At 63.8% G+C, this 25,579-nt stretch carries 23 protein-coding genes and 1 tRNA gene; 13 read left to right on the forward strand and 11 right to left on the reverse strand.

What is annotated here, in order from left to right; translation table 11 throughout:
• Positions 1-2: 2 nt before the first annotated feature.
• Positions 3-845 (forward strand): nucleoside triphosphate pyrophosphohydrolase, encoded by an 843-nt coding sequence (gene mazG / locus B6V76_RS02500; RefSeq protein ID WP_088726567.1) that lies wholly within the window; start codon positions 3-5, stop codon positions 843-845.
• A gap of 65 nt (positions 846-910) precedes the next feature.
• Here the strand turns inward: mazG and B6V76_RS02505 are convergent, their stop codons facing one another.
• The 5 genes from B6V76_RS02505 to B6V76_RS20100 all read right to left on the reverse strand — a co-directional run bounded on the left by B6V76_RS02505 (position 911) and on the right by B6V76_RS20100 (position 4,580).
• Positions 911-1,726: a sulfite exporter TauE/SafE family protein gene (locus B6V76_RS02505; RefSeq protein ID WP_088722756.1), complete on the reverse strand. Its 816-nt coding sequence runs from the start codon at positions 1,724-1,726 to the stop codon at positions 911-913.
• Between the two features lie 25 nt (positions 1,727-1,751).
• Positions 1,752-2,750: a tRNA dihydrouridine(20/20a) synthase DusA gene (gene dusA, locus B6V76_RS02510; RefSeq protein WP_088726568.1), complete on the reverse strand. Its 999-nt coding sequence runs from the start codon at positions 2,748-2,750 to the stop codon at positions 1,752-1,754.
• A gap of 87 nt (positions 2,751-2,837) precedes the next feature.
• A tRNA-Arg gene (locus tag B6V76_RS02515) sits at positions 2,838-2,914 on the reverse strand.
• A 51-nt stretch (positions 2,915-2,965) separates the two neighbouring features.
• Positions 2,966-4,072: a 3-dehydroquinate synthase gene (gene aroB / locus B6V76_RS02520; RefSeq protein WP_088726569.1), complete on the reverse strand. Its 1,107-nt coding sequence runs from the start codon at positions 4,070-4,072 to the stop codon at positions 2,966-2,968.
• On the reverse strand, positions 4,065-4,580 hold the full coding sequence (locus B6V76_RS20100; protein WP_233243200.1) for a shikimate kinase: 516 nt from the start codon (positions 4,578-4,580) through the stop codon (positions 4,065-4,067). Before B6V76_RS20100 ends, aroB begins: the two co-directional genes overlap by 8 nt.
• Before the next feature lie 289 nt (positions 4,581-4,869).
• Between B6V76_RS20100 and B6V76_RS19610 the strand changes: the two genes are divergently transcribed.
• From B6V76_RS19610 to B6V76_RS02555, 6 genes are all read left to right on the forward strand, one after another.
• A complete protein-coding gene (locus B6V76_RS19610) occupies positions 4,870-5,094 on the forward strand; it encodes a hypothetical protein (RefSeq protein ID WP_141104867.1) in 225 nt (74 codons plus the stop codon).
• Entirely contained in the window at positions 5,084-6,688 is a 1,605-nt protein-coding gene (locus B6V76_RS02535; protein ID WP_088726570.1) for a hypothetical protein, read from the forward strand. Before B6V76_RS19610 ends, B6V76_RS02535 begins: the two co-directional genes overlap by 11 nt.
• Complete coding sequence (locus B6V76_RS02540) at positions 6,685-7,662, forward strand: site-specific tyrosine recombinase XerD (RefSeq protein ID WP_088726571.1); 978 nt, start codon at positions 6,685-6,687, stop codon at positions 7,660-7,662. Before B6V76_RS02535 ends, B6V76_RS02540 begins: the two co-directional genes overlap by 4 nt.
• Before the next feature lie 33 nt (positions 7,663-7,695).
• A complete protein-coding gene (locus B6V76_RS02545; protein ID WP_075776471.1) occupies positions 7,696-9,018 on the forward strand; it encodes an HlyC/CorC family transporter in 1,323 nt (440 codons plus the stop codon).
• Between the two features lie 93 nt (positions 9,019-9,111).
• Positions 9,112-10,674 carry a glutamine-hydrolyzing GMP synthase gene (guaA, locus tag B6V76_RS02550; RefSeq protein ID WP_075776472.1) on the forward strand — a complete coding sequence of 521 codons (1,563 nt, stop codon included), beginning with the start codon at positions 9,112-9,114 and terminating at the stop codon, positions 10,672-10,674.
• 52 nt (positions 10,675-10,726) lie between these two features.
• Positions 10,727-11,002, forward strand: a complete 276-nt coding sequence (locus B6V76_RS02555; protein WP_088726572.1) for an antibiotic biosynthesis monooxygenase — start codon at positions 10,727-10,729, stop codon at positions 11,000-11,002.
• A gap of 4 nt (positions 11,003-11,006) precedes the next feature.
• Here B6V76_RS02555 and B6V76_RS02560 read toward each other — a convergent pair whose 3' ends face one another.
• From B6V76_RS02560 to B6V76_RS02585, 6 genes are all read right to left on the reverse strand, one after another.
• Positions 11,007-12,563, reverse strand: a complete 1,557-nt coding sequence (locus tag B6V76_RS02560; protein WP_088726573.1) for a trimethylamine methyltransferase family protein — start codon at positions 12,561-12,563, stop codon at positions 11,007-11,009.
• Between the two features lie 71 nt (positions 12,564-12,634).
• Positions 12,635-13,720: an ABC transporter ATP-binding protein gene (locus tag B6V76_RS02565; RefSeq protein WP_088726574.1), complete on the reverse strand. Its 1,086-nt coding sequence runs from the start codon at positions 13,718-13,720 to the stop codon at positions 12,635-12,637.
• 10 nt (positions 13,721-13,730) lie between these two features.
• A complete protein-coding gene (locus B6V76_RS02570) occupies positions 13,731-15,371 on the reverse strand; it encodes an alpha-glucosidase (protein ID WP_075776476.1) in 1,641 nt (546 codons plus the stop codon).
• Positions 15,371-16,528 carry a carbohydrate ABC transporter permease gene (locus tag B6V76_RS02575; RefSeq protein WP_075776477.1) on the reverse strand — a complete coding sequence of 386 codons (1,158 nt, stop codon included), beginning with the start codon at positions 16,526-16,528 and terminating at the stop codon, positions 15,371-15,373. Before B6V76_RS02575 ends, B6V76_RS02570 begins: the two co-directional genes overlap by 1 nt.
• The gene (locus B6V76_RS02580) at positions 16,528-17,505 is read right to left on the reverse strand and encodes a sugar ABC transporter permease (RefSeq protein ID WP_075776478.1); all 978 of its coding nucleotides are present in this window, start codon (positions 17,503-17,505) and stop codon (positions 16,528-16,530) included. The genes B6V76_RS02575 and B6V76_RS02580 overlap by 1 nt, the downstream gene beginning before the upstream one ends.
• A gap of 73 nt (positions 17,506-17,578) precedes the next feature.
• Positions 17,579-18,943 (reverse strand): ABC transporter substrate-binding protein, encoded by a 1,365-nt coding sequence (locus tag B6V76_RS02585; protein WP_088718646.1) that lies wholly within the window; start codon positions 18,941-18,943, stop codon positions 17,579-17,581.
• A 268-nt stretch (positions 18,944-19,211) separates the two neighbouring features.
• Here B6V76_RS02585 and B6V76_RS02590 point away from each other — a divergent pair, with 268 nt between their 5' ends.
• The 6 genes from B6V76_RS02590 to B6V76_RS02615 all read left to right on the forward strand — a co-directional run bounded on the left by B6V76_RS02590 (position 19,212) and on the right by B6V76_RS02615 (position 25,579).
• The gene (locus B6V76_RS02590; protein WP_088726575.1) at positions 19,212-20,243 is read left to right on the forward strand and encodes a substrate-binding domain-containing protein; all 1,032 of its coding nucleotides are present in this window, start codon (positions 19,212-19,214) and stop codon (positions 20,241-20,243) included.
• A gap of 46 nt (positions 20,244-20,289) precedes the next feature.
• A complete protein-coding gene (locus B6V76_RS02595; protein ID WP_088726895.1) occupies positions 20,290-21,618 on the forward strand; it encodes a GH1 family beta-glucosidase in 1,329 nt (442 codons plus the stop codon).
• Positions 21,615-22,571 (forward strand): ROK family protein, encoded by a 957-nt coding sequence (locus tag B6V76_RS02600; protein ID WP_075776482.1) that lies wholly within the window; start codon positions 21,615-21,617, stop codon positions 22,569-22,571. Before B6V76_RS02595 ends, B6V76_RS02600 begins: the two co-directional genes overlap by 4 nt.
• Positions 22,572-22,684: 113 nt before the next feature.
• Entirely contained in the window at positions 22,685-22,969 is a 285-nt protein-coding gene (locus B6V76_RS02605) for an STAS domain-containing protein (RefSeq protein WP_075776483.1), read from the forward strand.
• The gene (locus B6V76_RS02610) at positions 22,966-23,331 is read left to right on the forward strand and encodes a response regulator (RefSeq protein WP_075776484.1); all 366 of its coding nucleotides are present in this window, start codon (positions 22,966-22,968) and stop codon (positions 23,329-23,331) included. The genes B6V76_RS02605 and B6V76_RS02610 overlap by 4 nt, the downstream gene beginning before the upstream one ends.
• 10 nt (positions 23,332-23,341) lie before the next feature.
• Entirely contained in the window at positions 23,342-25,579 is a 2,238-nt protein-coding gene (locus B6V76_RS02615; protein WP_088726576.1) for a chemotaxis protein CheA, read from the forward strand.

Genomic DNA, 25,579 nt, shown 5'->3' on the forward strand with positions numbered 1-25,579 from the left:
CAATGGCCAAACCCGACGATGCCCTGATCTTTGACGATACGGGAGACGCCGCGCATCAGTTCACCCGGCTGACCGCGATCATGGAATGTCTGCGCGATCCCGAGACCGGCTGCCCGTGGGATCTGGAGCAGGATTTTGCCTCCATCGCGCCCTACACGATCGAGGAAGCCCATGAGGTCGCCGATGCGATCGCGCGCGAGGCTTGGGCGGAATTGCCCGGAGAGCTGGGCGATCTCGCGCTGCAGGTGGTCTATCACGCGCAGATGGCGTCCGAAGACGGGCGTTTCGACATCTCCGAAGTGCTGCGCGCGATCAACGCCAAGATGGTGGCGCGCCATCCGCATGTCTTCGGGTCGGAGAGCCGCGAGAAATCCGCCGAACAACAGACCGCCGATTGGGAAGCGATCAAGGCGGCCGAGCGCAAGGCTGCAGGCAAATCCGAGCGTGTCGGTGTTCTGGACGGGGTCGCCTTGGGCCTGCCCGCGCTGACGCGTGCGATCAAGCTGCAGAACCGCGCGGCCCGTGTTGGGTTCGACTGGCCTTCGACCGATGAGGTTCTGGACAAGATCGTCGAGGAGGCGCGTGAGTTGGAAGAGGCGCGCGACGAATTGGGGCCGGAGGAACTGGCCGAGGAATATGGCGATCTGCTGTTCGTGATGGTCAATCTGGGGCGGCATCTGGGGCTGGACCCGGAGGCGTCCCTGCGCGCGGCCAATCTGAAATTCACCAATCGGTTCAATCATATCGAGCGCGAACTTGAAGCGCGCGGGAAAGCGCCCAAGGACAGCGATCTGGCCGAGATGGATGCGCTCTGGAACGAGGCTAAGGCGCGCAAGATCAAGTGACGGAGGGGGGCGCTGCCCCCGCGCATTCGCGCCCCCAGGGATATTTTCAGCAAGCCCGAAGAGACTTAGAGGAACGCTTTGCGCAGCATGTTCAGCGCGACGAGCATAAGAAAACCAGCGAAGACACGCTTGAGCTTCCTGGGATCGAGCTTATGCGCCAGCGCTGCGCCCAGGGGGGCGGTGAGCGTGGTCATCGCGATGACGATCAGGAAGGCGGGGATGTTGACCGCGCCGATCGAGTAAGGCGGCGCGTCGGGGACCGGGGTCAGCAGGAAGCCGATCGCCGAGGGCAGCGCGATGGTCACGCCGAAGCCTGCCGAGGTTGCGACCGCGCGGTGGATCGGAATGCCATGCAGCGTCTGCATCGGCGTACCGATCGATCCGCCCCCGATGCCCAGAAGCACCGACAGGAAGCCCATCAGCGGGCCGAACCACGCGCGGAAGATGCCACCCGGCAGCCCGTCCGAAATCCGCCAGCTCGATTTCCCGAACATCATGTAGCAGGCGATCAGCAGCACCATGACCGCGAAGATGATCTGCATGGTCGAAGAGCGCAGTTGATGCACCACCAGCACCCCGATGATCGCACCGATGGCGATTGGGACGACCCATTGCTTGAGGATGTCCCAGTCGACCGCGCCCTTGCGGTTATGGGCCATGACCGAGCGGATCGAGGTCACGATGATCGTGGCCAGAGAGGTTGCGACGCAGACTTGCATAAGATCGCTCGACCCGTAGCCCAACCCGCTGAAAAGATAGAAGAACGCGGGCACGAGGACGATCCCGCCGCCGACGCCCAGAAGCCCCGCCAGAACGCCTGCGAACGCCCCCACTGCCATCAGGATCAGGACGAGCGGCGCGAGCGTGGCGAAATCGGGCATGTCGGGAAATCTCCTTGGGTTCCGCTCAGTTAACCCGTTCACGTACCGCTGACAACGCACTCTCGAAAAGTTCAACCCCGGCACCGTCGCGGGTCGCGCCTTCCGACAGAATCTGCCGGAAGCGCCGCGCGCCGGGCTTGCCGTGGAACAGGCCCAGCACGTGGCGGGTGATCTGGTGCAGCCTGCCGCCGCGTTCGAGATGGCGCGCGATATAGGGGATCATCGCCTGCGCCACATCGAACGGATCGCGCGCCTCGCCCTGCCCCCAGATGCGCTGATCGGCGGCGCCGAGCACCTCCATCGGCTGGTGATAGGCCGCGCGGCCCACCATCACCCCGTCGAGCCCTTGCGCCAGTTCCGCCTCGGCCGCGGCGAGATCTTTGATACCGCCATTGATCGACAGGTGAAGCTGCGGATAGGCCGCCTTCATCGCGTGGACGAGCGGGTAATCGAGCGGCGGGATATCACGGTTGTCCTTGGGCGAAAGGCCTTGCAGCAACGCTTTGCGCGCATGGATCGTGATCCGGGTCACGCCTGCGGCGGCGACTTTCTCGATGAATTCCGGCAGCACTTCCTGCGGGTCTTGGTCATCCACCCCGATGCGGCATTTCACCGTGACTTCAACCGGTTGCGCGGCGATCATCGCGGCGCAGCACTCCGCCACCAGATCGGGCGTCTTCATCAAGACGGCGCCGAAGGCCCCGGATTGCACGCGATCCGACGGGCAGCCGCAGTTGAGGTTGATCTCGTCGTATCCGAAATCCGCACCGACCTGCGCCGCCTCGGCCAGTTCCTTGGCATCCGAGCCACCCAGCTGCAGCGCCACCGGATGCTCGGCATCGTCGAACCCCAGCAGCCGCTCGCGGTCGCCGTGAATCACCGCGGGTGCGGTCACCATCTCGGTGTATAGCAGCGCATTGCGGCTGATCTGACGGTGGAAGTAGCGGCAATGGCGGTCGGTCCAGTCCATCATCGGGGCGACCGAGAGCTTCGCTGCGCGGATCAGGGCGTCATCTGTCGTCATCGCATCTCTCATCGGGTCTGTCTCAGGGCCGTCTCGATAGCGTCTGTGCCGCCCCCAAGGCGCTGAAATTCCGGAAACTGGGGGAAATGGCGCACCCAGAAGGATTCGAACCTTCGGCCTCTGCCTTCGGAGGGCAGCGCTCTATCCAGCTGAGCTATGGGTGCCTGAAGCGGCGTATAAAGAAGGAGCGCGCGGCTCGCAACTGGGAAATCGGCTTACCGCGCGGCGAGCGCGTCGTCGAGCACGCCCGCCAGCACATCGCGCGGCACATCCGACGTCACGAAAGCCTCCCCGATGCCGCGCGCGAGAATGAAGCGAAGCTTGCCATCGAGCACTTTCTTGTCCTGCGCCATCAGGTCGATCAGCGCGTCGCGCCCCGGCAAATCGCCTTCGATATCGGCCAGATCGGTTTTCATCCCCATGTCGCGCAGATGCGCACGCACGCGGCTCGGGGCCTCTTGAGAACACAGGCCGAGGCGCTGGCTGAGCTCGAACGCCATCGCGCAGCCGATCGCCACGCCCTCGCCATGCAGGAGGCGGTCGGAATAGCCTGTCGCGGCCTCCAGCGCGTGGCAGAACGTGTGGCCAAGGTTGAGGAGTGCGCGGTCGCCCTCTTCCGTCTCGTCGCGCGCCACGATCTCGGCCTTCATCTCGACCGAGCGTTTCACAGCATGCAGGCGCTTTTCCATGTCGCCTTGCCCCATCGCGGGGGCGTTGGCCTCGAGCCAGTCGAAGAAATCCGCATCGCCCAGAAGGCCGTATTTCACCACCTCGCCATAGCCCGCGAGGAAATCACGCGGCTCGAGCGTGCCGAGCACGTCGAGATCGGCGAGCACCAGCGAGGGCTGATGGAAGGCGCCGATCAGGTTCTTGCCCTGCGGCGCGTTGATCCCGGTCTTGCCGCCCACGGAACTGTCGACCTGCGCAAGAAGCGAAGTCGGGATTTGCACGAAGCGCACGCCCCGGCGCAGCACGGCGGCCGCAAACCCCACCAGATCGCCGATCACGCCGCCGCCCAAAGCGATGACGATATCCTTGCGCTCGACCTTCTGCTCCAGCAGCCATTCGACGGTGCGGGTGAATTGCGGCCAGCTCTTCGTACCCTCGCCCGGCGGCAGGGTCAGCGAGACCATCTCGATATCGCCAAGACCGCGGCGCAGGGTTGCGAGATGCAGATCGGCCACCGTCTGATCGGCGACGACGGCCACGCGCGGACGGCGCAGCAAGGGTGCGATCTCGGTGCCTGCGTTTTCCAAGAGCCCGGTGCCGATGCGCACCTCGTAGGAACGCTCGCCCAGCTCGACCGGCACGATCTCACGCATCTTTCACCTCTTCGATCAATCCATCCACCTCGCGCAGATGGCTCACCACCTTGCGCGCCATCCCCAGCACCGAGAGACCCGGTTCGGCCTCCACCACGATTTGGGCTTTCTCGTAATGCGGAAGGCGCGCCGTGAGCAGGTCGCTCAGCGTCCGTTTCGGGTCGGCTGTGCGCAGCAGGGGCCGCGTGTTCTTGTGGCGCACGCGATTCCACAGGATCTCCAGATCCGCCTTCAGCCAGACCGACACACCGAGCCGGTTGATCAACTCGCGGTTCTTTTCCGACAGGAAAGCCCCGCCTCCGGTGGAGATGACGCCGGGCGGCCCCATCAGCAGCCGCTCCAGCACTTCCGATTCGCGGGCGCGGAAGAACGGCTCGCCATCGCGGGCGAAAATTTCGGCCACGGTCATCTGGGCGGCGCGTTCGATTTCGTGGTCGCTGTCGAGAAACGGCGAATCGAGCATCTTGGACAGCGCGGTACCAACGGCGGTCTTTCCAGACCCCATCATGCCCACGAGCACGACGGAGCGCGTAAGATGGCCCACTTTCCCGGTTTCGCCTTCCACTGCGCCCCCTGCCTCGCCTCGCCTGCGGTATTCCTGCCCTGTCAATCCCGGCGGGGCGGACAAGGCTTGCCATCGGCGGAGCCTTGCACAATCGTGACGCAGGACCCCTTGAATGGCGTGAACTTCCCTGAAATGCCATATATGATCAACGCGAAACCGCAACCAAGAACGGCCCGCCCGCCGAGAGACACGATCTGGGACGGGCCGCGACAGACGGCAGAAAAGAGAGATTATGGGGCGCATCTTCAAGCTTATCGTCATCCTTCTGGTGCTTGGCGCGATCGGCGTGATCGGCTTTGCTTACTTGGGCGACATGAGCCCCGACAGCCAGGAACAGCGTATCGAGGTCACCCTGCCCGACGGCACGGGTGCCGCGTCGGGCGCGGGTAGTTCCGATGCGAGCACCAAGACGGGTACCGATGCCGGGACCGACGGAGATACTGCGAGTGGCAACTGATCGCCGTCCGGCGATCCTCGGCCTGATCTGGCTGAGCGGTTTCGCGCTTGACGGTCTCGTGGCGGGTCCGGCGGCCGCGCAATCGACGACGCCGGTGGATGCCTCCGCGACGACCGGCAGCCCGATGTCCGCAATCGACTGGCTTTCACATTCGCTGGCGACCACGCCGCGCGGCGGCTCGACCTCTTCGCAAGCTCCGGTCACCGGCGCGGGCGGGATCGAGGATATCGCGGTGCTCTCGCTCGATGCGCCCTCCGCCGACAGCCTTGGTCTTCTGACTCCGGATCGCACCGGATTGCCGCGCGATCTCTGGGGCAAGACGCCCGAGCCGGAACTGGCGCAGGCGCTGCGGGCAATGCCGCTCGATCAGCTGCCCGCGCTGCAGGGCTTGCGCCTGACGCTTCTGCTGGCGGAACTGAATCCGCCCCAGATCGAGACGCCGGCGCAACGCAACCAGCTCTTCCTCGCCCGGATCGACCGGCTATTGGACATGGGTGCGCTCGAACAGGCGAATGCCCTTCTGGGACAGGCAGGCACGGCGAGCCCCGAGATTTTCCGCCGCAGCTTCGACGTGGCGCTGCTTCTCGGGCAGGAAAACCGCGCCTGCAAGATCATCGAGCGCACTCCCGGCATTGCACCATCCTACGCGGCGCGGGTGTTCTGTCTGGCGCGCAACGGGCAATGGGACACGGCCGAGCTGACCTATGGCACCGGCAGTGCGCTGGGGCAGATCCCGGCAGAGGACCAGTCGCTGCTGGAGCAATTCCTCGATCCGGCGCTGGCCGAGGAGGCCGGCGATGCGCCGCCGCCCGATCACGTCACGCCCTTGGCCTTCAAGATGATGGAGGCGATCGGTCAGCCGCTGCCTACTGCGACGCTGCCCCTGGCCTTCGCACAGGCGGATCTGACCGAGAATAACGGCTGGAAGTCGCAATTGGAGGCCGCCGAGCGACTGGCCCGCGCGGGTGTGCTCGACCCGAACCAGTTGCTGGGGCTCTATACCGAGCGCAAGGCAGCCGCGTCGGGCGCGCTCTGGGATCGCGTGTCGGCGGTGAGCGCGCTGGATGATGCGTTGGAGAGCGGCAAAGCCGATGCGATCGCGACCGCCCTGCCCGCCGCCTATGATGCGATGGCCCCGGAAGACCTGGTGCCGGTGCTGGGCACCCTGTTCGGCGACCGGCTTGCGGGCATGGACCTGCCGGGCCGCGCCGGGCGTATCGCCTATGAGCTGAGCCTGCTCACCCCGAATTACGAAGAGAACGCCCTGAAATCGGCGCCGCAGTCGCCGCGGGCCAAGCTGCTCAAGGCGCTCGCTGCGGGCGATACCGGAACCGCGCCAGCGACCGGGGCCCGCGATCAGGCGCTGAAATCCGTCTTCGATGCGTCCCCCGCTGCGCCGCCTGCTCGCTACGAGAGCTTGCTGCCCGACCAGCTGGGCCTCGCCCTGATCGAAGCGATCGGCGATGTAAGCGAAGGATCGAAAGGCGATTACCCGCGGCTTCGGGAGGGTCTGAGCCTACTACGGCTCGCCGGGCTGGAAACCGTCGCCCGGCGCGCCGCGATCGAGATGATTGTACTCGGAGACACCCCGTGACCGGCCCCGGTTCAGACGCGCCGCCCGATCCGCAATGGCTGCCGATCTTCCTCGACGCTCAGGCCGCCGAAGCGGGCGCAGCACGCAACACGATCCTGAGTTACGGGCGTGATCTCAATGACTTCGCGGGGTTTCTTAAGGCAAAGGGGCTTAGCTACGCCAGCCTCACCCGCGCCGATATCGAGACCTACCTGATCCGCTGCGAGGCAGAGGGTCTGGCGAAATCGACCCGCGCGCGCAGACTCTCCGCGATCCGGCAGCTTTACCGCTTCGCCTATGAGGAAGGCTGGCGCGCGGACAATCCGGCGATCCGCATCTCCGGCCCCGGGCGCGCGCAGCGCCTGCCCAAGACGCTGAGCCTCGAGGAGGTGGAGGCTCTGCTGGAGGCTGCCCGCGATCAGGGCCGCTCGCAAAAGGACCAGATCCGCAATCGCTGCCTGATGGAACTGCTCTACGCGACCGGGATGCGGGTGTCCGAGCTGGTCTCCCTGCCCGTTTCCTCCGCGCGCGGCGACCCCCGGATGCTACTCGTGCGCGGCAAGGGCGACAAGGAGAGGATGGTGCCGCTCTCGCCCCCCGCTCGCGAGGCGCTCGCCGACTGGCTTAGCGCACGCGACGAGGCCGAGGAACAGGCGCGCATCGAACACCGCGCGCCGCCCTCGCGCTACCTTTTCCCGTCGGGCGGCAAGGAAGGTCACCTCACGCGACAGGGCTTTCACAAGCTCTTGAAGGATATCGCGGTCAAGGCCGGGGTGAGCCCCGCCAAGGTCACGCCCCACGTCTTGCGCCACGCCTTCGCTACCCATCTTCTGCAAGGCGGTGCCGATCTGCGGGCGATTCAGATGCTTCTGGGGCACGCGGACCTGTCGACCACGGAGATCTACACCCATGTGCTGGACGAACGGCTCAAGGAGCTGGTGCTGACCCATCACCCGCTGGCGAAACCGCGCGGCAAAAGTGACGGCACCGCTTGAATGCGTCCTGCCCGCGCCCCATAACCTGACACCATGGAAAACACTCTCGATTTTGCCTTCTGGCTCACCGCCGGTTCGATCATTCTGCTGCTGGCGCTCTCGGCCTTCTTCTCGGGCTCGGAAACCGCACTGACCGCGGCCAGCCGCGCGAAGCTGCGCGCGCAGGCCGACAAAGGCGAAAGTGGCGCGCAGACCGCGCTGGAGGTCACCGAGGATAGCGAGCGTCTGATCGGCGCGATCCTGCTGGGCAACAACGTGGTCAACATCCTCTCGGCCTCGCTGGCGACCGCGCTGCTTACGCGGGTCTTCGGGCAATCGGGCGTGGCGCTTGCGACGCTGGTGATGACGGTGCTGGTGCTGGTCTTCTCGGAAGTCCTGCCCAAGACCTACGCAATCACACTGCCGGAGAAAGTCGCCTCGAAAGTCGCGGGCCCGATCCGCGTCGTGACCCTCGTCCTCGCCCCGATCGTCGCCATCGTGCGGATGATCGTGCGCGGCATCCTCTATGCATTCGGGATGCGGACCGACAAGAACACCCATATGTTCTCGATCCACGAGGAAATCGCGGGCGCGCTGGCGCTGGGGCAATCCGAGGGCACGGTGGACAAGGAAGATCGCGACCGCTTGCTGGGCGCGCTCGACCTTGGCAATCGCACGGTCGAAGAGATCATGCTCCACCGGAGCCAGATCGAGATGATCGACATCGAGGAAGACCCCGATGCGATCCTCACGGCGGTGCTGTCCTCACCTCATACCCGGCTGCCGCTCTATCGCGGCGAGCGCGAGAACGTGGTGGGCGTGATCCACTCGAAAGACCTGCTGCGCGCGGTCGAGAAAGTCGTGCGCGGGGGCGACGGGACGCTCGAGAGCGTGGCGGATCTCGACATCTCCAAAGTGATGATGAAGCCCTATTTCGTCCCCGAGACCACGCCGCTCGACGAACAGATGCAGGAGTTCCTGAAACGTCGCACCCATTTCGCGCTGGTGGTGGACGAATATGGCGATCTGCGCGGTCTGCTGACGCTGGAGGACATCCTCGAGGAAATCGTCGGCGAGATCACCGACGAGTTCGATCCCAAGTCCGAGAAACGCCTGAAACCCACCGAGAACGGCGATTACATCGTCGACGGCGCGATGACGATCCGCGACCTGAACCGCGAGACCGACTGGACGCTGCCCGATGACGAGGCCAACACCGTCGCCGGTCTGGTGATCCACGAGGCGCAGACCATCCCGACCGAGGGTCAGGTCTTCTCCTTCCACGGCTTCCGCTTCGAGGTCGCGGGCCGCAAGGACAACCGGATCACCAGGCTGAAGATCCGGCCACTGATCCCGGGTGGCTATCCGGAGAGCTGAGCGGCGATGTCGAAGAAGCAACACGCGCGATAAACAACCGTTGCGCAAGCTGCCCTCTTGCCAAGCGCGAAAACGCGTCCTAATGCCATCGGCATGACAGACCATCAGCGCCTCCTCATCATCGACTTCGGTTCTCAAGTCACGCAGCTGATTGCGCGGCGGCTTCGCGAGCTGAATGTTTATTGCGAAATCCATCCCTATCAGAACGTCACCGACGCCTTCCTGAAAGAGTTCGCCCCGAAAGCGATCATCTTCTCGGGCGGGCCGGATTCGGTCACGCGAGAGGGCTCTCCGCGGCCGCCGAAATCGGCCTATGAGCTTGGGGTGCCGATCCTCGGCATCTGCTACGGCCAGCAGGTGATGATGCAGGATCTGGGCGGTCTGGTGGAGGCCAAGCACGGCTCCGCCGAATTCGGGCGCGCCTATGTGACGCCGACCGAGACGCGGATCGATCTTCTCACCGGCTGGTTCATGGATGGCGCGGGCCGCGAGCAGGTCTGGATGAGCCATGGCGACCATGTCAGCCGCATCGCGCCGGGCTTCGAGGTCTATGGCACTTCCCCGGGCGCACCTTACGCGATCACCGCCGATCTGAGCCGTCGGTTCTATGCGGTGCAGTTCCACCCGGAGGTGCATCACACGCCCAACGGCAAGACGCTGTATGAGAACTTCGTGCGCGACGCGGGCTTCACGGGCGACTGGACGATGGATGCCTATCGCGACGAGGCGATCAAGCAGATCCGCGAGCAGGTCGGCGACAGCCATGTGATCTGCGGCCTGTCGGGCGGCGTCGACAGCTCGGTCACCGCGATCCTGCTCCACGAGGCGATCGGCGATCAGCTGACCTGCGTCTTCGTGGATCACGGGCTGCTGCGACATAACGAGGCCGAAGAAGTGGTCACGATGTTCCGCGACCATTACAATATCAAGCTGATCCATGCCGACGAGAGCGAGCTGTTCCTCGGCGAGTTGGAAGGCGTCACCGACCCTGAAGTGAAGCGCAAGACGATCGGGCGCCTCTTCATCGACGTGTTTCAGAAATACGCGGGCGAGATCGAGAACGCGGAATTCCTCGCGCAGGGCACGCTCTATCCCGATGTCATTGAATCGGTGAGCTTCTCGGGCGGCCCTTCCGTCACGATCAAGTCGCACCACAACGTCGGCGGTCTGCCCGAGAAGATGGGCCTGAAACTGGTCGAGCCGCTGCGCGAGCTGTTCAAGGACGAGGTCCGCGCGCTCGGTCACGAGCTGGGTCTGCCGGCGTCGTTCATCGGTCGCCACCCCTTCCCCGGCCCCGGCCTCGCGATCCGCTGCCCCGGCGAGATCACCCGCGACAAGCTGGAAATCCTGCGCAAGGCCGACGCGGTCTATATCGACCAGATCCGCAAGCACGGGCTTTATGACGAGATCTGGCAGGCTTTCGTCGCGATCCTGCCGGTGCGCACCGTCGGCGTGATGGGCGACGGGCGGACCTATGATTACGCCTGCGCGCTACGCGCGGTGACGAGCGTTGATGGCATGACCGCGGATTACTACCCGTTCAGCCACGAATTCCTCGGCGAGACCGCGACGCGGATCATCAACGAGGTGAAAGGCATCAACCGGGTGACCTACGACATCACCTCGAAGCCCCCCGGCACGATCGAGTGGGAGTGAATTTCAGGCCCGCGTCCGAAAGGCGCGGGCCTTATCTTTTGGGAAGGCCGTAATGGCTTTGAGACTGACCGGACGCCTGATCTGCGCCGATGCTGCCGAGGCCGGGATCGTTCGTGCCCATCTGCCCGAGCACATCGCGCTCACCCATGCCGAGCCGGGATGCGAGATGTTCGAAGTCAGGCAAGGAGCCGATCCGCTGGTCTTCACGGTCTCGGAACGCTTCACCGACCGGGCCGCGTTCGAGGCGCATCAGGCGCGGGTGCAGGCTTCGGAATGGGGCCGCGCGACCCAGGGGATCGCGCGGGATTATCAGATCGAGGAAGACTGAGCCGTTACAGGAAAGCGTCGGGCACTTCTGCCTTCTTTCGTGCGACATAAGCCGCCAACGCCTCGGCGATGCTCGGATCCATGGCGGGCTGCTGATACTCGCTGAGCATCTTCTCGACCCGCTTCGTCGCGAGCGCCATCGTGTCGGGTGCGCCCTGCTCTTCCCAGGTCTCGAAGGGACGGTAATCGAGCAGCTGCGTGCGCCAGAAAGCGTCCTTGAAATTGGCCTGCGTATGGGCGCAGCCGAGATAGTGACCGCCCGGGCCAACCTCGCGGATCGCGTCCATCGCCTGCCCGTTTTCCGAGGCGTCGACGCCCTGCGCCAGACGATGGAGGACGCCCAGTTGATCGGCATCCATCACGAATTTCTCATAGGACGACACCAACCCGCCTTCGAGCCAGCCGCAGGCATGGAGCATGAAGTTCACGCCCGCATAGAGGCCATTATTGAGCGTGTTGGCGCTCTCGTACGCGGCCTGCGCATCGGGCAGTTTCGAGCCGGTGAAGCCGCCAGCCGAGCGGTAAGGAAGGTTGAGACGGCGTGCGAGTTGGCCCGCACCAAGCGTGATCAGCGAGGCTTCCGGCGTGCCGAACGTGGGTGCGCCCGAGTTCATGTCGATCGAGGTCACGAACGCGCCGAAGATCACCGGCGCGCCGGGACGGATCAGCTGGGAATAGGCCACGCCCGCCAGCACCTCGGCCAGCACCTGCGTCAGCGTGCCCGCGACCGAGACCGGCGCCATCGCGCCACCCACGATGAAGGGCGAGATGATGCAGGCCTGATTGTTGCGCGCGTAGATTTCCAGCGCGCCCATCATCGTGTTGTCGAAGGTCAACGGCGAGTTGATGTTGATGAGCGAGGTCATCACCGGGTTATTGTCGACGAACTCCTCGCCGAAGAGGATCTTCGACATCTCGACGCTGTCCTCGGCGCGCGAAGGTTCGGTAACAGAGCCCATATAGGGCTTGTCCGACAGCGTCATATGGGCGTGGAGCATGTCGAGGTGACGTTTGTTCACCGCCACATCGGTCGGCTCACAGACGGTGCCGCCGGAATGGTGGAGCCATTTCGACATGTATCCGAGCTTCACGAAGTTCCGGAAATCCGCGATCGTCGCGTAGCGGCGACCGCCTTGCGCGTCGCGCACGAAGGGAGGGCCATAGACCGGGGCCAGCACGAGGTTGCGGCCGCCGATCTCGACATTGCGCTCGGGGTTGCGGGCGTGCTGGGTGAATTGCGACGGCGCGGTCGCGCAGAGCTTGCGGGCCAGACCGCGCGGGATGCGCACGCGTTCGCCTTCGATCGAGGCGCCGGCTTCGCGCCAACGCTCGAGGGCTTCGGGGTTCTCGACGAAGTTCACGCCGATCTCTTCGAGCACGGTTTCCGCATTATGCTCGATGATCTCGAGGGCTTCCGCGTTCAGGATTTCCATGTCGGGAATATTGCGCGTGATGAAGCGCGAGAACTCCACCTTCACGGCCGTGCGCTCGGCCCGACGGGCTGCCCCGCCACCACCGCGCGCGCGACGCCCTACACGTTCACCCAAATCCGAATCGGCCATGATTGCCTCCGCCCGTTTATCTCACCTCAAACTAACGGGCAGAGGGATACGCGATGGCCTGTTTGCGTCCGTCAGCGGTAGAGAAGCGACTGACCGTCCGCGAAGAGGTGTACCTTGGACGGATCCGCGCCGAGCTTAATCTCGCTGTGGCGACGGTCGTGATGGATGCCGGGCAGTTTCGCGATGATCGGCTCATGACTGCCCTCCGCCTCGAAGTAAAGCAGCGTCACCTCGCCCAGAGCTTCGACGATATCGACCTTTCCGGTGTAGATTCCCTCGCCCTCGACGGGCTCGAAATCCTCGGGGCGCACGCCGATATTGACCCGGCGCGACAGGTCTTCCGGACGGGTCGCGATGGTGGATCGCGCGATGCCGCCACCATCGAGTTTCACGGTGGTCATCTCACCCGTCTCGGTGATCTCGCCCGACAGCAGGTTCATCGCAGGCGAGCCGATGAATTGTGCGACGAACTCGTTTTGCGGCTTCTCGTATAGCTCCAGCGGCGTGCCGACCTGCGCGATCCCCTTGTTGGCCAGAACCACGATCCGCGTCGCGAGCGTCATCGCCTCGACCTGATCGTGGGTGACGTAGATCATCGTGCGATCGGGCATCGCCTCTTTCAGCTGGGCGATCTCGATCCGGGTCGCGACGCGCAGCGCCGCATCGAGGTTCGAGAGCGGCTCGTCGAAGAGATACACCTTCGGGTCGCGCACGATGGCGCGCCCGATGGCTACGCGCTGCCGCTGACCACCCGAGAGCGCCTTCGGCAAACGGTCGAGATAATCGGTCAGTTGCAGCATCTTCGCGGCCTTCTCGACGGCGGCGTTGATCTCTTCCTTCGACTGTTTCGCGATCTTCAGGGCGAAGGCCATGTTGTCGCGCACCGTCATGTGCGGATAGAGCGCGTAGGACTGGAAGACCATCGCGATGCCGCGGTTCGAGGGCGGCACGTCGTTCATCCGTACCCCGTCGATCTCGAGCGTCCCGCCCGTGATCTTCTCCAGCCCCGCGATCATCCGCAGAAGTGTCGATTTCCCGCAGCCCGAGGGGCCCACGAAGACGATCAGCTCTCCGGCCTTGATGTCGAGGTTGATGTCCTTGAGGACCGACACCTCGCCATAGCTTTTCGCGACGCTTTCCAGTTTGAGTTCGGCCATTGTCTCCCCCTCAAGCCCCGTGTTCGTCGAGGCGCAGAATGCTCGGCTGCCACGGGCCGAGATGCAAAGTGTGATCGGGCATCGGGCGGATCGAGCCCAGCTCGCCCCCGACCGTCACCCAGTTGCCCGGCGGAACGGTGGCGTTCACCGGATGATCGGACAGGTTGAAATAGCACAGGATCGTCTCCTCCTCGTTCCTGCGCGTGAAGACCAGCAGGTCGCCGGAGCAATACATATCCTCCATCGCGCCGGTCCGAAGCACGTCGTGATTGCGACGGAACGCGATCGCGCGGCGGTAATGGTGCAGGAGCGAGGCCGGGTCGTGCTCGGCCACATCGGTCGCGATATTCTGGTGCGTGGTCGGCACCGGAAGCCACGGGCGCGCCTGCGAGAAGCCCGCATAGGCGGCGTCGCGCTCCCAGACCATCGGGGTCCGGCAGCCGTCGCGGCCTTTGAACTCGGGCCAGAACTCCTTGCCGTAGGGGTCTTGCAGATCTTCGAAGGACAGTTCCGCCTCGTGCAGCCCGAGCTCCTCGCCCTGATAGAGACAGAGCGAGCCGCGCAGGCACATCATCAGCGTCGTATAGAGCCGTGCCGAGGCGGGCGTCAGGTTCCAGCGAGAAATATGGCGCTCAACGTCGTGGTTCGAGTAGGCCCAGCAGACCCAGCCGTCCTTGGCGACCGCATCGACCTTGTCGAACACGGATTTGATGAACTCCGCCTTGAGCGGCTCGTGCCCCGACAGAAGCTCGAACGCGTAGGACATCTGCATCTTGTCGGCGCCGGAGGTGTATTCGCCAAGGATCTCCAGCCCGCGCTGGCTGTCGCCCACTTCGCCGACGGCTGCGGCGTTGTAATTGTTCATCAGCGTCCGGAGCTTGCGCAGGAAGCGCAGGTTCTCGGGGTTGTTCTTGTCGTAGATGTGGCGCTGGTGATTATAGGGGTTCACTTTGGGCGCGGTCTGATCGTTACGCTCTTCCGGCGGCAGCGGCGGGTTATCGCGCAGCTCGTCGTCATGCATGTAGAAATTGATCGTGTCGAGGCGGAAGCCATCGACGCCGCGCTCCAGCCAGAACTGCGCCACGTTGAGCAATTCCTGCGTCACTTCCGGATTGTGGAAGTTCAGATCGGGCTGCTCCACGAGGAAGTTGTGCATGTAATACTGCTCGCGCCGGCTGTCCCAATGCCAGCCCGGCCCGCCGAAAATCGACAGCCAGTTATTGGGCGGCGTGCCATCGGGCTTGGGATCGGCCCAGACATACCAGTCGGCCTTGGGGTTATCCCGGCTCGACCGGCTTTCCTGAAACCACGGGTGCTGGTCCGAGGTATGGCTCAGCACCAGATCGATCATCACCTTCAGACCCAGCGCATGGGCCGTCGCGATCACCTGGTCGAAATCGGCAAGGCTGCCGAACATCGGATCGACATCGGTGTAATCGCTGACGTCATAGCCGAAATCCTTCATCGGAGAGGTGAAGAAAGGCGAAATCCAGACCGCGTCCGCCCCGAGGCTCGCGACATGCGGCAGGCGTCTGACGATCCCGAGAAGATCGCCGATGCCGTCGCCATTGCTGTCTTGAAAGCTGCGCGGATAGATCTGGTAGATCACTGCTCCGCGCCACCAGTCTTCTTTCTTTGTAAGGGTTTTCATCAACCACCTTTAACCGAACCCGCCAGCAGACCGCGGACGAGATATTTCTGCATTGCGAAGAACACCAGGAGCGGCACGGCGATCGAGATGAAGGCGGCGGACGCCAGAATACCCCAATCGCCGCCGCGCGACCCCAGAAGGTCGTCGGCGATCTTCACGGTCATCACCTTCGACGCGTCATTGGCCGGAAGGAAGACTTTCGCGACAAGTAGGTCGTTCCAGACCCAGAGGAACTGGAAGATTGCAAAAGAAGCGAGCGCCGGGAATGACAAAGGCAGCACGATTTTCATGAAGATCTGGAAATCTGTCGCCCCGTCGACCTTCGCGCTCTCGATGATGTCACGCGGCAGACCCACCATGTAGTTCCTGAGCAGGTAGATCGCGAGCGGCAAGCCGAAGCCGGTATGGGCCAGCCATATCCCGAGGAAGCTCTGCCCGATGCCGATCTCCTGATGGAGCCGCAGAAGCGGCACCAACGCGAGCTGCAGCGGCACGACCAGAAGGCCCACGACAGCCGCGATCAACAGGCCACGGCCCGGGAACTCCATCCAGGCCAGCGCATAGGCCGCGAAAGCCGCGACGAGGATCGGGATGATCGTCGCCGGGATCGTCACCGTCAGCGTGTTCATGAAGGCCTGCCCCATGCCGTCGGAGAACAGCACGTTGCGATAATTGGCCAGCGTGAAGGCGGGCGGCATCTCGGCCACGAAATAGACCCGCGGGCCCGAGCCCTCGAAGCTCGTCTTCGACGTGGCCTTGTAGGTGCCGTCCTTGGCGACGCTCAGCGTGCCGCCATCGCCGGTATCGACCGTCTCCCCCGCCTTGTAGGCGCCCGGCTTGATGCCCGAGGTACCGAAGGCGGTAATCGTCGTGCCCGGTTTCAGGTCATTCGCGTTCTGCCCGTTATTGAGCAGATCGCCCTCGAGCACGTAGAGCCCGTCGACCTGTTTCTCACCGTCGGCCGGGATGCGGTCGCGGAAGGCTTTCTCGACCGAGAATGCCGCGTCCCACCAGCCCGACTGACTGATTTGGTCCGTCGTGCGGAAGGAGCTGACCAGGAGCCCCACCGTCGGCACGAGCCAAAGCACCACCATGAAGACGACCGAGAGTTGCACCGCCCATGTCAGGCGCGATTTCTGTCCTGCGATAGCGGCCATCAGCGCGTCTCCCTACGGGCTTGAATGATGTTCCAGATCATCACCGGCAGCACGATGATCATGATGACGAAGGCCACAGCCGTCGCGCGCCCGTCGTCGCGGAACATGTATTGCATCATGTAGCTGGGCAGGATCTGGGTGCCGAAATTCCCGCCCGTCGTTGCGTAGACGATGTCGAAGACCTTGAGCACGAGGATCGTGATCGTGGTCCAGACCACGACGATCGTCGGCATGATCTGAGGCACCTTGATCTTGAAGAACAGCTGGAACGGGTTCGCCCCGTCGAGCACCGCGGCTTCGATCGTCTCCTCGGGGATCCCGCGCAGCGCGGCCGACAGGATCACCATCGCGAAGCCCGTCTGGATCCAGATCAGGATCACCATCAGGAAGAAGTTGTTCCAGAACGGCACCTGCAACGGGTCGAGCGGCTGCATGTGGAAGGCCACGCGGATCGCGTTGATCATCCCGATATCGGGGTTCACCGCATAGACGAATTTCCAGATCAGCGAAGCACCCACGAAAGAGATCGCCATCGGCATGAAGATCAGCGATTTCGCGATGTTACCCCACTTGATGCGGTCGGTGAGCTGCGCGGCCAGCAGACCGAGGAAGGTCGCGAGCGCAGGCACGACAAGCACCCAGAGGAAGTTGTTGAACACGGCCTGACGGAAGCTCGCATCCATCGCGAGCCGCTCGTAATTGCCAAGGCCGATGAAGGTCCCGCCATCGCGGTTGAACAGCGAGCGCCAGAACGAGCCCACCACCGGATAGGCGAGATACAGACCGAGCGCGAAGATCGCCGGGAACAGGAACAGCCAGGGGCGGACCATGTTCGCGCGGTTGATGTTGCGCCCCGGATCGGCGCCTTTCGGCGGGAAGATGACTCGGTCGAGGACGATGTTGGCGGCGTAGAAATAGGCCACACAACCGCCCACCCCGAGCGCGATCGTTATCAGCCCCTGCAAGATCGGTGACATCAGGTCCCTCCCCGAACCGGCGTGTAAAGATGCAAACGCCCCCGGAAAAACGCTCCGGGGGCGCAGGCGTTGGTTACTTCTGGATGCTGTCCCAGCGCTTCTGGACCGCGTCGGCGGCCTCTTGCGCGGTCTCGTCACCGGTCGTGTAGGCGACCATCGCCTTCCAGAACGCATCGGTACCGATCTCGCCCGGCATCTGGTCCGACCCGTCGAAGCGGAAGGTCGTGGCGTCCAGCAGGATCGAGTTCATGTGACGCTGCACGTCATTGGCGAAGGCCGCCGGATTGACGTTCTTGTTCGGCGTCAGGAAGCCCGATTGTGCCATCCAGATTTCCGAGGCGATCGGCGTCTCGAGGAACTTGATGAAGGCCTCGGCAGCCTTGGAGTCCTTGGTGATGCCGAACATCGTGCCCGCGCCGAGAACCGGTTTACCCAGATCCTTGTCTGCATAGGCCGGAAAGTAGAAGAAGTTCACGTCCTGACCGACTTTGGTCCCTTCGGGGAAGAAGGTCGGGATGAAGCTCGCCTGCTTGTGCATGTAGCATTTCGGCGGGAAGTCGAAGAGACCCTTCGGGCTGTCGCGGAAGTCGGTGGTGGCCACCGCCTGCTCGCCGCCTTCGGCGAAGCCGGGGGTCTTGGCGAACCAACCGTAATCCTTGATCGCCTCGACGACCTTGGGATCGTTGAACTTCAGCTTGTTGGTGACCCAATCGTCATAGGTCTCGGGCGACTGCGTGCGCAGCATGATATCCTCGACCCAGTCGGTCGCGGGCCAGCCGGTCGCAGCCCCCGAACCCAGACCGATACACCACGGCGTGCCGCCATCGGCCTTGATCTGCTCGGTCAGCGCCTTCAGATCCTCCATGGTCTCAGGCACCTTGTAGCCCGCTTCCTTGAAGTTCTCCGGCACGTACCAGACGAGCGATTTCAGGTCCGCCTTGAACGGGAAGGTGAAGGTCTGCGCCTCGCCATCCTTGTTCTTGTAGGTGGACAGATCCTCCCAGGATTTTCCGGCGGCGTAATTGTTCTTGATCCAGTCGCCCGTCCCGTCGGGCATCGGCGTCAGGTATCCCTGGCGGGCCATGTCCGATGCGAGGCCCGGCTGCGGGAACACCGCGATATTCGGGGGCGTGCCGGCCTTGGCGGCGATCACGATATCCTGCTCGAAGCTCTCCGACCCCGAGTAGTTCACCTTGGCCCCGGTCGCGGCTTCGAAATAAGCCAGAACGCTCTCGAAGAGCGCCTTGTCATTGCCGGTCCACGGGCCAGTGATCGTCAGCGTCTCGCCGCTCAGATCGGTGTCGCTCTTGAATTGGTCATAGCTTTGCCAGTCGAACTTGTCGCCGTCGCTGCCCGGCGCGAATTTGAGATCCTGCGCGTTAGCGAGCCCGGCCGACAGCGCCAGCGCCGCGATCCCAAGCATCAGATGTTTGGTCATGAAATCCTCCCGGTGTGTCGCGCTTTTCGGCTTGGCGACTCGCCCTACCCAAAGCGCTTTGGACGTCTGCGACCGTTTCAGAGCCTCGCAGCGATGTCAACAAAACGCGCTCTCGTCGTGTTCAAATATACTCTATATCGTCGTTGGTTGCGCGCAGCTGCACGCCGCGGCGCAGCGGGAGGAACGCCGCGCGCGCAGCATTGACGGCGTGCGAGGCTAAGCCTAGTCTCGCCTCCAATCCAAAGCGGTTTGGCTTTTAGAACCCGATATGAATCTCAAGACCTTGGCACAGGAACTGGGGCTGTCCCCCACCACGGTGAGCCGCGCGCTCAATGGCTATCCGGAAGTTTCGGAAGCCACGCGCCGCCGCGTGCGCGAAGCTGCCGAGGCCGCGAACTACCACCCCAATACGCAGGCGAAACGGCTTGCGACGGGACGGACGATGGCGATCGGTCACATCATCCCGATCTCGGATCGGCACGAGATCGTGAACCCGGTCTTCGCCGATTTCATCGCTGGCGCGGGTGAAGTCTATGCGCAGCGGGGCTACGACATGGTCATGACGATCGTGCCCGACGATTCCGAGGCCCGCGCCTATGCCGAACTGCGCTCGAAAGGCAATGTCGACGGCGTGCTGATCCACGCCCCGAAAGTCGGGGATCACCGGATCGAGATGCTCGACGCGCTGGGACTGCCTTACGTTCTGCACGGGCGGGTCAGCGGATCGGATTCCACCTTCAGCTGGGTCGACGTGAACAACAAACGTGCCTTCGAGCGGGCCACGAATTTCCTGCTCGATCTGGGTCATCGGCGGATCGCGCTGATCAACGGCATCAAAGAGATGGATTTCGCCTGCAGGCGTCGACGCGGCTACGAGGCGGCGCTCCGGGCGCGCGGCCTTCCGGTCGATCCCGACCTGATCGTCGAGGGCGAGATGACCGAGGCACAGGGCCATGATGCGGCGCGCGAGATGTTGCAATGGACCGACCCGCCGACCGCCTTCCTGACCGCCTCGCTGCTCTCCGCGATGGGGGCGCGACGCGGCATCGAAGAGGCCGGGCTGGTGATGGGACGCGATGTCTCAATCGTGACCCATGACGACGAGTTGGGCTACCTGAGAAACGGCACGGCGGAAGAGCCGATCTTCACCGCGACGCGCTCGTCGGTGCGCGAGGCAGGACGACGCTGCGCGGCGCTGCTGATCGAGCAGATCGAGAGCGGCGACCGCAGCCCGCGCCACGAACTGATGGAGGCGGTTCTGGTTCTCGGCCAGTCCACCGGACCCGTCCCCGCACAATGAGGCGCGCCGCGCCCGAATTGAAACCAATTTTAGAAACAGGATGAAGATGCTTCCGAAACGCTCTGATTTTCCTGCCGATTTCCAGTTCGGCGTTGCCACCTCCTCCTACCAGATCGAGGGCCATTCCTTCGGTGGCGCAGGCCCGACCCATTGGGACACATTCGCCGCCACACCGGGCAATGTCGTGCGCGCCGAGAATGGCGCCGTGGCCTGCGATCACTACCACCGCTGGGAAGAAGACCTCGACCTGATCGCCAATGCGGGATTCGACATCTACCGCTTCTCGACCTCCTGGGCGCGCGTGATGCCCGAAGGGCGCGGCCCGGTGAATCGCGAGGGTCTGGATTTCTACGACCGGCTGGTCGACGGGATGCTGGAGCGCGGGCTGAAACCGGCGCTCACGCTCTATCACTGGGAGCTGCCCGCGCCGCTCGCCGACAAGGGTGGTTGGCGCAACCGCGATATCGCCTCCTGGTTCGCCGACTTCACGCAGGTCATCGCGGATCGTCTGGGCGACCGGATCTGGTCCGCCGCCCCGATCAACGAGCCTTGGTGCGTCAGTTGGCTGAGCCACTTCCTCGGCCATCACGCGCCGGGCCTGCGCGACATTCGCGCGACGGCGCATGCGATGCATCACGTTCTGCTCGCCCATGGCAAGTCGACGCGTGTGATGCGCGCGCACGGGATGAAGAACCTCGGCGCGGTATGCAATCTGGAATACCCGATCCCCGCCGATGACAGCCCCGAGGCCGCCGCCGCTGCAGATCTCTATGATGCCTATTACAACCGCTTCTTCGTTGAGGGCATCTTCAAGGGCCGTTACCCCGAGCAGGTGATGGAAGCCTTCGCGCCGCACATGCCGCATAATTGGGAAGACGATTTCGCTCTGATCGGCGAGAAGCTCGACTGGCTGGGGCTCAATTACTACACCTGCAAGCGCATCGCGCCCACCGAGGGCCCGTGGCCCGCGCATCACGAGGTCGACGGCCCGCTGCCGAAAACCGCGATGGGCTGGGAGATCTATCCCGAGGGGCTCTATCAGTTCCTGACCCGTCTCTCGCACGAATATACCGGTGACCTGCCGCTCTACGTGACCGAGAACGGCATGGCCGCGCCCGACGTGGTCGAGGATGGCAAGGTCGAGGACCCGCATCGCATCGCCTATTACAGCGAGCACCTCGCCGCCGTGCAGCGCGCGATCGCCGAGGGCACCCCCGTGAAGGGCTATATCGGCTGGTCACTGATGGACAATTACGAATGGGCCTTGGGCTACGAGAAACGCTTCGGGCTCGTCCACGTGGACTTCGACAGCTTGCAGCGCACCCCGAAAGCGTCCTATTTGGCATGGAAAGACGCATTGGGGAGCCGCGGATGAGCGATCAAATCACCCTGCTGGCCGATATCGGCGGCACCAATACCCGGGTCGCGATGGCCCGCGACGGCAAGCTGATCCATTCAACGATCCGTCGTTATCCCAATCTGGGCCGCGGTGCGCTGGAGGAGATTCTCGCTGAATATATCCGCGACGAGGATTGCGGTCCCATTGCGGGTGCCTGCGTGGCCGCCGCCGGCCCGGTGCGCGACGACGTAGCCGAGATGACCAATCTCGCCTGGATAATCCGTGCCGACAATATCGCGCGCCTGACCGGGACGGATCAGGTCTTCGTGCTCAACGATCTGCAGGCGCAGGGTCATGCGCTGGGAAGTCTCGCCGAGGATGCCGTGCGTCCGATCCTGCCCGGGCTGCCCGCGAAGGAAGGCTCCGCGCGGCTGGTGGTCGGCATAGGCACCGGCTTCAACGCGGCTCCCGTGCACGAGGGCCCCGGCGGCCGCGTCGTCCCCCCTTCCGAGGCCGGACACACCACCTTGCCGATCGAGACCGAGGCCGATTTCGCGCTCAAGACCTATCTCGATGCGAAACATGATTTCGCCAGCGTCGAGCATGTCGTGTCGGGCCGCGGTCTGGAACGTCTCTACGCCTATCTCAGGGGAGAGGAAGACGCGACCACGTCCGGGCAGGAAATCCTCGAAGCGATCACCCGTGGCGAGGAAAAAGCCGTCGCGGCGGGGCAATTGTTCGTTCAGATGCTGGGCCGTGTCGTGGGCGATCTGGCGCTGACCCACCTGCCCTTCGGCGGCATCTACCTGATCGGAGGCGCGGCGCGCGGCGTCGTGCCGTGGCTCGAGGAATTCGGCTTCGCCGAAGCGATGCAGGCCAAGGGCCGCTTCTCGGAGTTCCTGCGCGCCTTCCCGGTCTATGTGATCGAAGACGATTACGCAGCGCTGCAGGGCTGCGCCTCCTATCTTTCTTCGCGGATGTCGCGATAGGCGCGTTTCCGTCAAGCCTATTTTAACGGCTTGAGCTTAGACCTCTTGCACGGATGTGTTTGAAAGAGGTTGCCGATGCGTACGCCCTGCCTTCGTGACTTTCCGGTGGCGCCATGACTGCGCTTACCCTGCCCGACCGGATCGATCTTGCGACCGTGCGCTCGCTGCATGAGTCGCTGACATGCGTGGCGACGCAGGACGTCGCGCTAGATGCCTCCAACGTGACCCATCTCGGGGCGCTTGGGCTACAGCTGCTGGTGTCGGCGGCGAAAACCGCACGAGGCGCGGGCCACCGCCTCGAGATCACGTCCAGTTCCGAGGCATTCGACAGCGCTCTCGCCCGGTTCGGCCTCTCGCGCGCCGATCTGCAACATCAGCCGGATGCGGAGGCCGTATGACCCTGAAAGTCCTCGCGGTCGACGACAGCCGCACCATTCGCGACATGCTCAAACTCACCCTCGAACACGCCGGGATGGAGCTTTATCTCGCCGAAGACGGCGTGCACGGGCTGGAGGTTCTCGACGGGCTGGAGCCTGACGCGATCATCTCCGACATCAACATGCCGCGCCTCGACGGGTTCGGCTTCATCGAGGCTGTGCGCGGCCAAGAACGCCACCGCGCCACCCCGATCCTCGTCCTCACCACCGAATCCGCGGCAGAGCTGAAAGCCCGCGCCCGCGCCGCCGGGGCGACCGGCTGGATCGTGAAGCCTTTCGACCCGACCAAGCTGGTCAAGGCGCTCAACATGGTTGCCGGATAAGGAGCGCGACATGTCCGACCCGATGGCAGAAATCAAAGCGTCCTTCTTCATCGAATGCGAAGAGCTGCTCGAAAGCCTGCAAGACGCGCTCTCCGACCTCGACGAAGGGGCCGACGATGGCGAAACGATCAACGTCGTCTTTCGGGCGGTCCATTCGATCAAGGGCGGCGCCGGCGCCTTCGGCCTCGATGCGCTGGTCGCTTTCGCCCATCGCTTCGAAACCGTGCTGGACGAACTGCGCTCAGGCAGGCTCGCCCTCACGCCCGAAGCGGTGAAACTATTCTTTCAGGCGGCCGATTTGCTCACCGACGAGATCCATGCTGCCCGCGAAGGCTCACCTGAACCCGCAACCGCCGAGGCGTGCCTGCAGTCTCTCGAAGCGCTTTTGGGCGAGAGCGGGGCAGAGCGCGTGGCGGAAGCGGAAGACGATGAGGTTTCAGATTTCCAACCGATGGGTCTTGCGCTCGATCTCGACTTCGATTTCGCGCCGGTGGAGGCACCTCCGTCGGGCTTCAACCTGGAGTTCCGCCCGGATACCGCTCTCTACGCCTCTGGCAACGAACCGCTCCAACTCCTGCGAGCCCTTTCCGATATTGCAGATATCTCCGTCGTGACCGACACGACTGCGGTCCCGTTGCTCGACGCGCTCGACGCCGAGGAGAACCATCTCGGCTGGTCGGTACAGATCACCGGCGAAATCGGTGAAGACGAAATTCGCGAGGTCTTCGAATTCGTCGAAGATGTCTGTCAGCTCGATATCTCCCCGACACTAGAAACACCCGCAGTGCCCACCGCGGGGCTCCCCGACATCGATAGCGAACTGCGCGAATACGCCCACGAAGAGGAAGACAACGGCCAAGATCTTGAAACGGAGGCGCAGAGTTCGGAAAACGCCACCCCTCCCCGAGCGGAAGAGGGAGCCGAGGCCGAGCCCGCACCCCCCTCGCGCAAGGCCGATCCGTCCCCCACCGGGCATCAAGCTGAGACTGCGAAGCCAACCGCTGCGCAGCCCGCAGCCGCCGCCACCCCCGCGCCGGCCGCCGAACACGGTGCCACAGTGCGCGTCGACATCGAGCGTATCGATCGTCTGGTGAACCTTGTCGGCGAATTGGTGATCAACCAAGCGATGCTCGCCCAATCCGTCGCCGAAGCCGGGCTTCCGCCCAATTCAGCCGTAAATACTGGGCTCGAAGCTTTCATGATGCTCACTCGCGACATCCAGGACAGCGTAATGATGATCCGCGCCCAGCCGGTCAAACCGCTGTTCCAGCGAATGGCCAGGATCGTTCGCGAGGCCTCCTCGGCAATCGGAAAGGATGTCCGCCTCAAGACCGAAGGGGAGACCACCGAGGTCGACAAGACCGTCATCGAACGCCTCGCCGATCCACTCACCCACATGATCCGCAACGCCGTCGATCATGGTCTCGAAGCCCCGGACACGCGCGTGGCCGCAGGCAAACCACGCGAAGGCATCGTCACCCTCTCGGCCCACCATCGCTCCGGCCGGGTCGTCATAGAAGTCAGCGATGACGGCGGCGGCATCAACCGCAAGAAAGTCTTCGGCAAAGCCGTCGAAAAAGGCCTGATCGCCGCCGATGCCCAACTCTCGGACAGCGAAATCGACAACCTGCTCTTCCTGCCCGGCTTCTCCACCGCCGATCAGGTTTCGGCGCTTTCAGGTCGGGGCGTTGGCATGGACGTCGTCAAAAGCTCGATTCAATCCCTCGGCGGTCGAATCTCGATCACCTCCGCCCCCGGCAAAGGCAGCTGCTTTTCGATTTCCCTGCCGCTGACACTCGCCGTGCTCGACGGCATGGTCGTCAACGTCGCCGGAGAAACCCTCGTCGTGCCTCTCTCGTCGATCCTTGAAACGGCCACGCTAACGAGTGAAGACATCCGCGCGCTCGGGCCATCGACCAATGTGATCCACCTGCGCGGTGCCTTCGTGCCCCTTTTCGATCTCGGCGCGGAACTCGGATACCGAGACCCGAAAAACTCCTATAGCGGAGATGTCGTCCTGCTCACAGCTCAGGAAGACGGCGCCCGATCCGCACTTGTCGTCGATTCAATACTCGAGCAACGGCAGGTGGTGATCAAAGGCCTACAGCAGTCCTACGGTCACATTCCGGGCGTCGCTGCGGCGACAATCCTCGGCGATGGTCAGATCGCGCTCATTCTCGACCCTGCCGATCTCGTGCAAACCGCCTCGGGCAACACCCGCGCCATCGATCTCTCACTCGCAGGATAA

This window comes from Thioclava sp. IC9 (assembly GCF_002213225.1).
Taxonomy (GTDB): Bacteria; Pseudomonadota; Alphaproteobacteria; order Rhodobacterales; family Rhodobacteraceae; genus Thioclava; species Thioclava nitratireducens.

Bases quoted from the DNA above. Each gene is read 5' to 3' on its own strand.
- mazG (WP_088726567.1), top strand. From the start codon at position 3: ATGGCCAAACCCGACGATGCCCTGATCTTTGACGATACGGGAGACGCC.
- B6V76_RS02505 (WP_088722756.1), bottom strand. From the start codon at position 1,726: ATGCCCGATTTCGCCACGCTCGCGCCGCTCGTCCTGATCCTGATGGCA.
- dusA (WP_088726568.1), bottom strand. From the start codon at position 2,750: ATGACGACAGATGACGCCCTGATCCGCGCAGCGAAGCTCTCGGTCGCC.
- aroB (WP_088726569.1), bottom strand. From the start codon at position 4,072: ATGCGTGAGATCGTGCCGGTCGAGCTGGGCGAGCGTTCCTACGAGGTG.
- B6V76_RS20100 (WP_233243200.1), bottom strand. From the start codon at position 4,580: ATGATGGGGTCTGGAAAGACCGCCGTTGGTACCGCGCTGTCCAAGATG.
- B6V76_RS19610 (WP_141104867.1), top strand. From the start codon at position 4,870: ATGGGGCGCATCTTCAAGCTTATCGTCATCCTTCTGGTGCTTGGCGCG.
- B6V76_RS02545 (WP_075776471.1), top strand. From the start codon at position 7,696: ATGGAAAACACTCTCGATTTTGCCTTCTGGCTCACCGCCGGTTCGATC.
- guaA (WP_075776472.1), top strand. From the start codon at position 9,112: ATGACAGACCATCAGCGCCTCCTCATCATCGACTTCGGTTCTCAAGTC.
- B6V76_RS02555 (WP_088726572.1), top strand. From the start codon at position 10,727: ATGGCTTTGAGACTGACCGGACGCCTGATCTGCGCCGATGCTGCCGAG.
- B6V76_RS02560 (WP_088726573.1), bottom strand. From the start codon at position 12,563: ATGGCCGATTCGGATTTGGGTGAACGTGTAGGGCGTCGCGCGCGCGGT.
- B6V76_RS02565 (WP_088726574.1), bottom strand. From the start codon at position 13,720: ATGGCCGAACTCAAACTGGAAAGCGTCGCGAAAAGCTATGGCGAGGTG.
- B6V76_RS02570 (WP_075776476.1), bottom strand. From the start codon at position 15,371: ATGAAAACCCTTACAAAGAAAGAAGACTGGTGGCGCGGAGCAGTGATC.
- B6V76_RS02575 (WP_075776477.1), bottom strand. From the start codon at position 16,528: ATGGCCGCTATCGCAGGACAGAAATCGCGCCTGACATGGGCGGTGCAA.
- B6V76_RS02580 (WP_075776478.1), bottom strand. From the start codon at position 17,505: ATGTCACCGATCTTGCAGGGGCTGATAACGATCGCGCTCGGGGTGGGC.
- B6V76_RS02585 (WP_088718646.1), bottom strand. From the start codon at position 18,943: ATGACCAAACATCTGATGCTTGGGATCGCGGCGCTGGCGCTGTCGGCC.
- B6V76_RS02590 (WP_088726575.1), top strand. From the start codon at position 19,212: ATGAATCTCAAGACCTTGGCACAGGAACTGGGGCTGTCCCCCACCACG.
- B6V76_RS02595 (WP_088726895.1), top strand. From the start codon at position 20,290: ATGCTTCCGAAACGCTCTGATTTTCCTGCCGATTTCCAGTTCGGCGTT.
- B6V76_RS02600 (WP_075776482.1), top strand. From the start codon at position 21,615: ATGAGCGATCAAATCACCCTGCTGGCCGATATCGGCGGCACCAATACC.
- B6V76_RS02605 (WP_075776483.1), top strand. From the start codon at position 22,685: ATGACTGCGCTTACCCTGCCCGACCGGATCGATCTTGCGACCGTGCGC.
- B6V76_RS02610 (WP_075776484.1), top strand. From the start codon at position 22,966: ATGACCCTGAAAGTCCTCGCGGTCGACGACAGCCGCACCATTCGCGAC.
- B6V76_RS02615 (WP_088726576.1), top strand. From the start codon at position 23,342: ATGTCCGACCCGATGGCAGAAATCAAAGCGTCCTTCTTCATCGAATGC.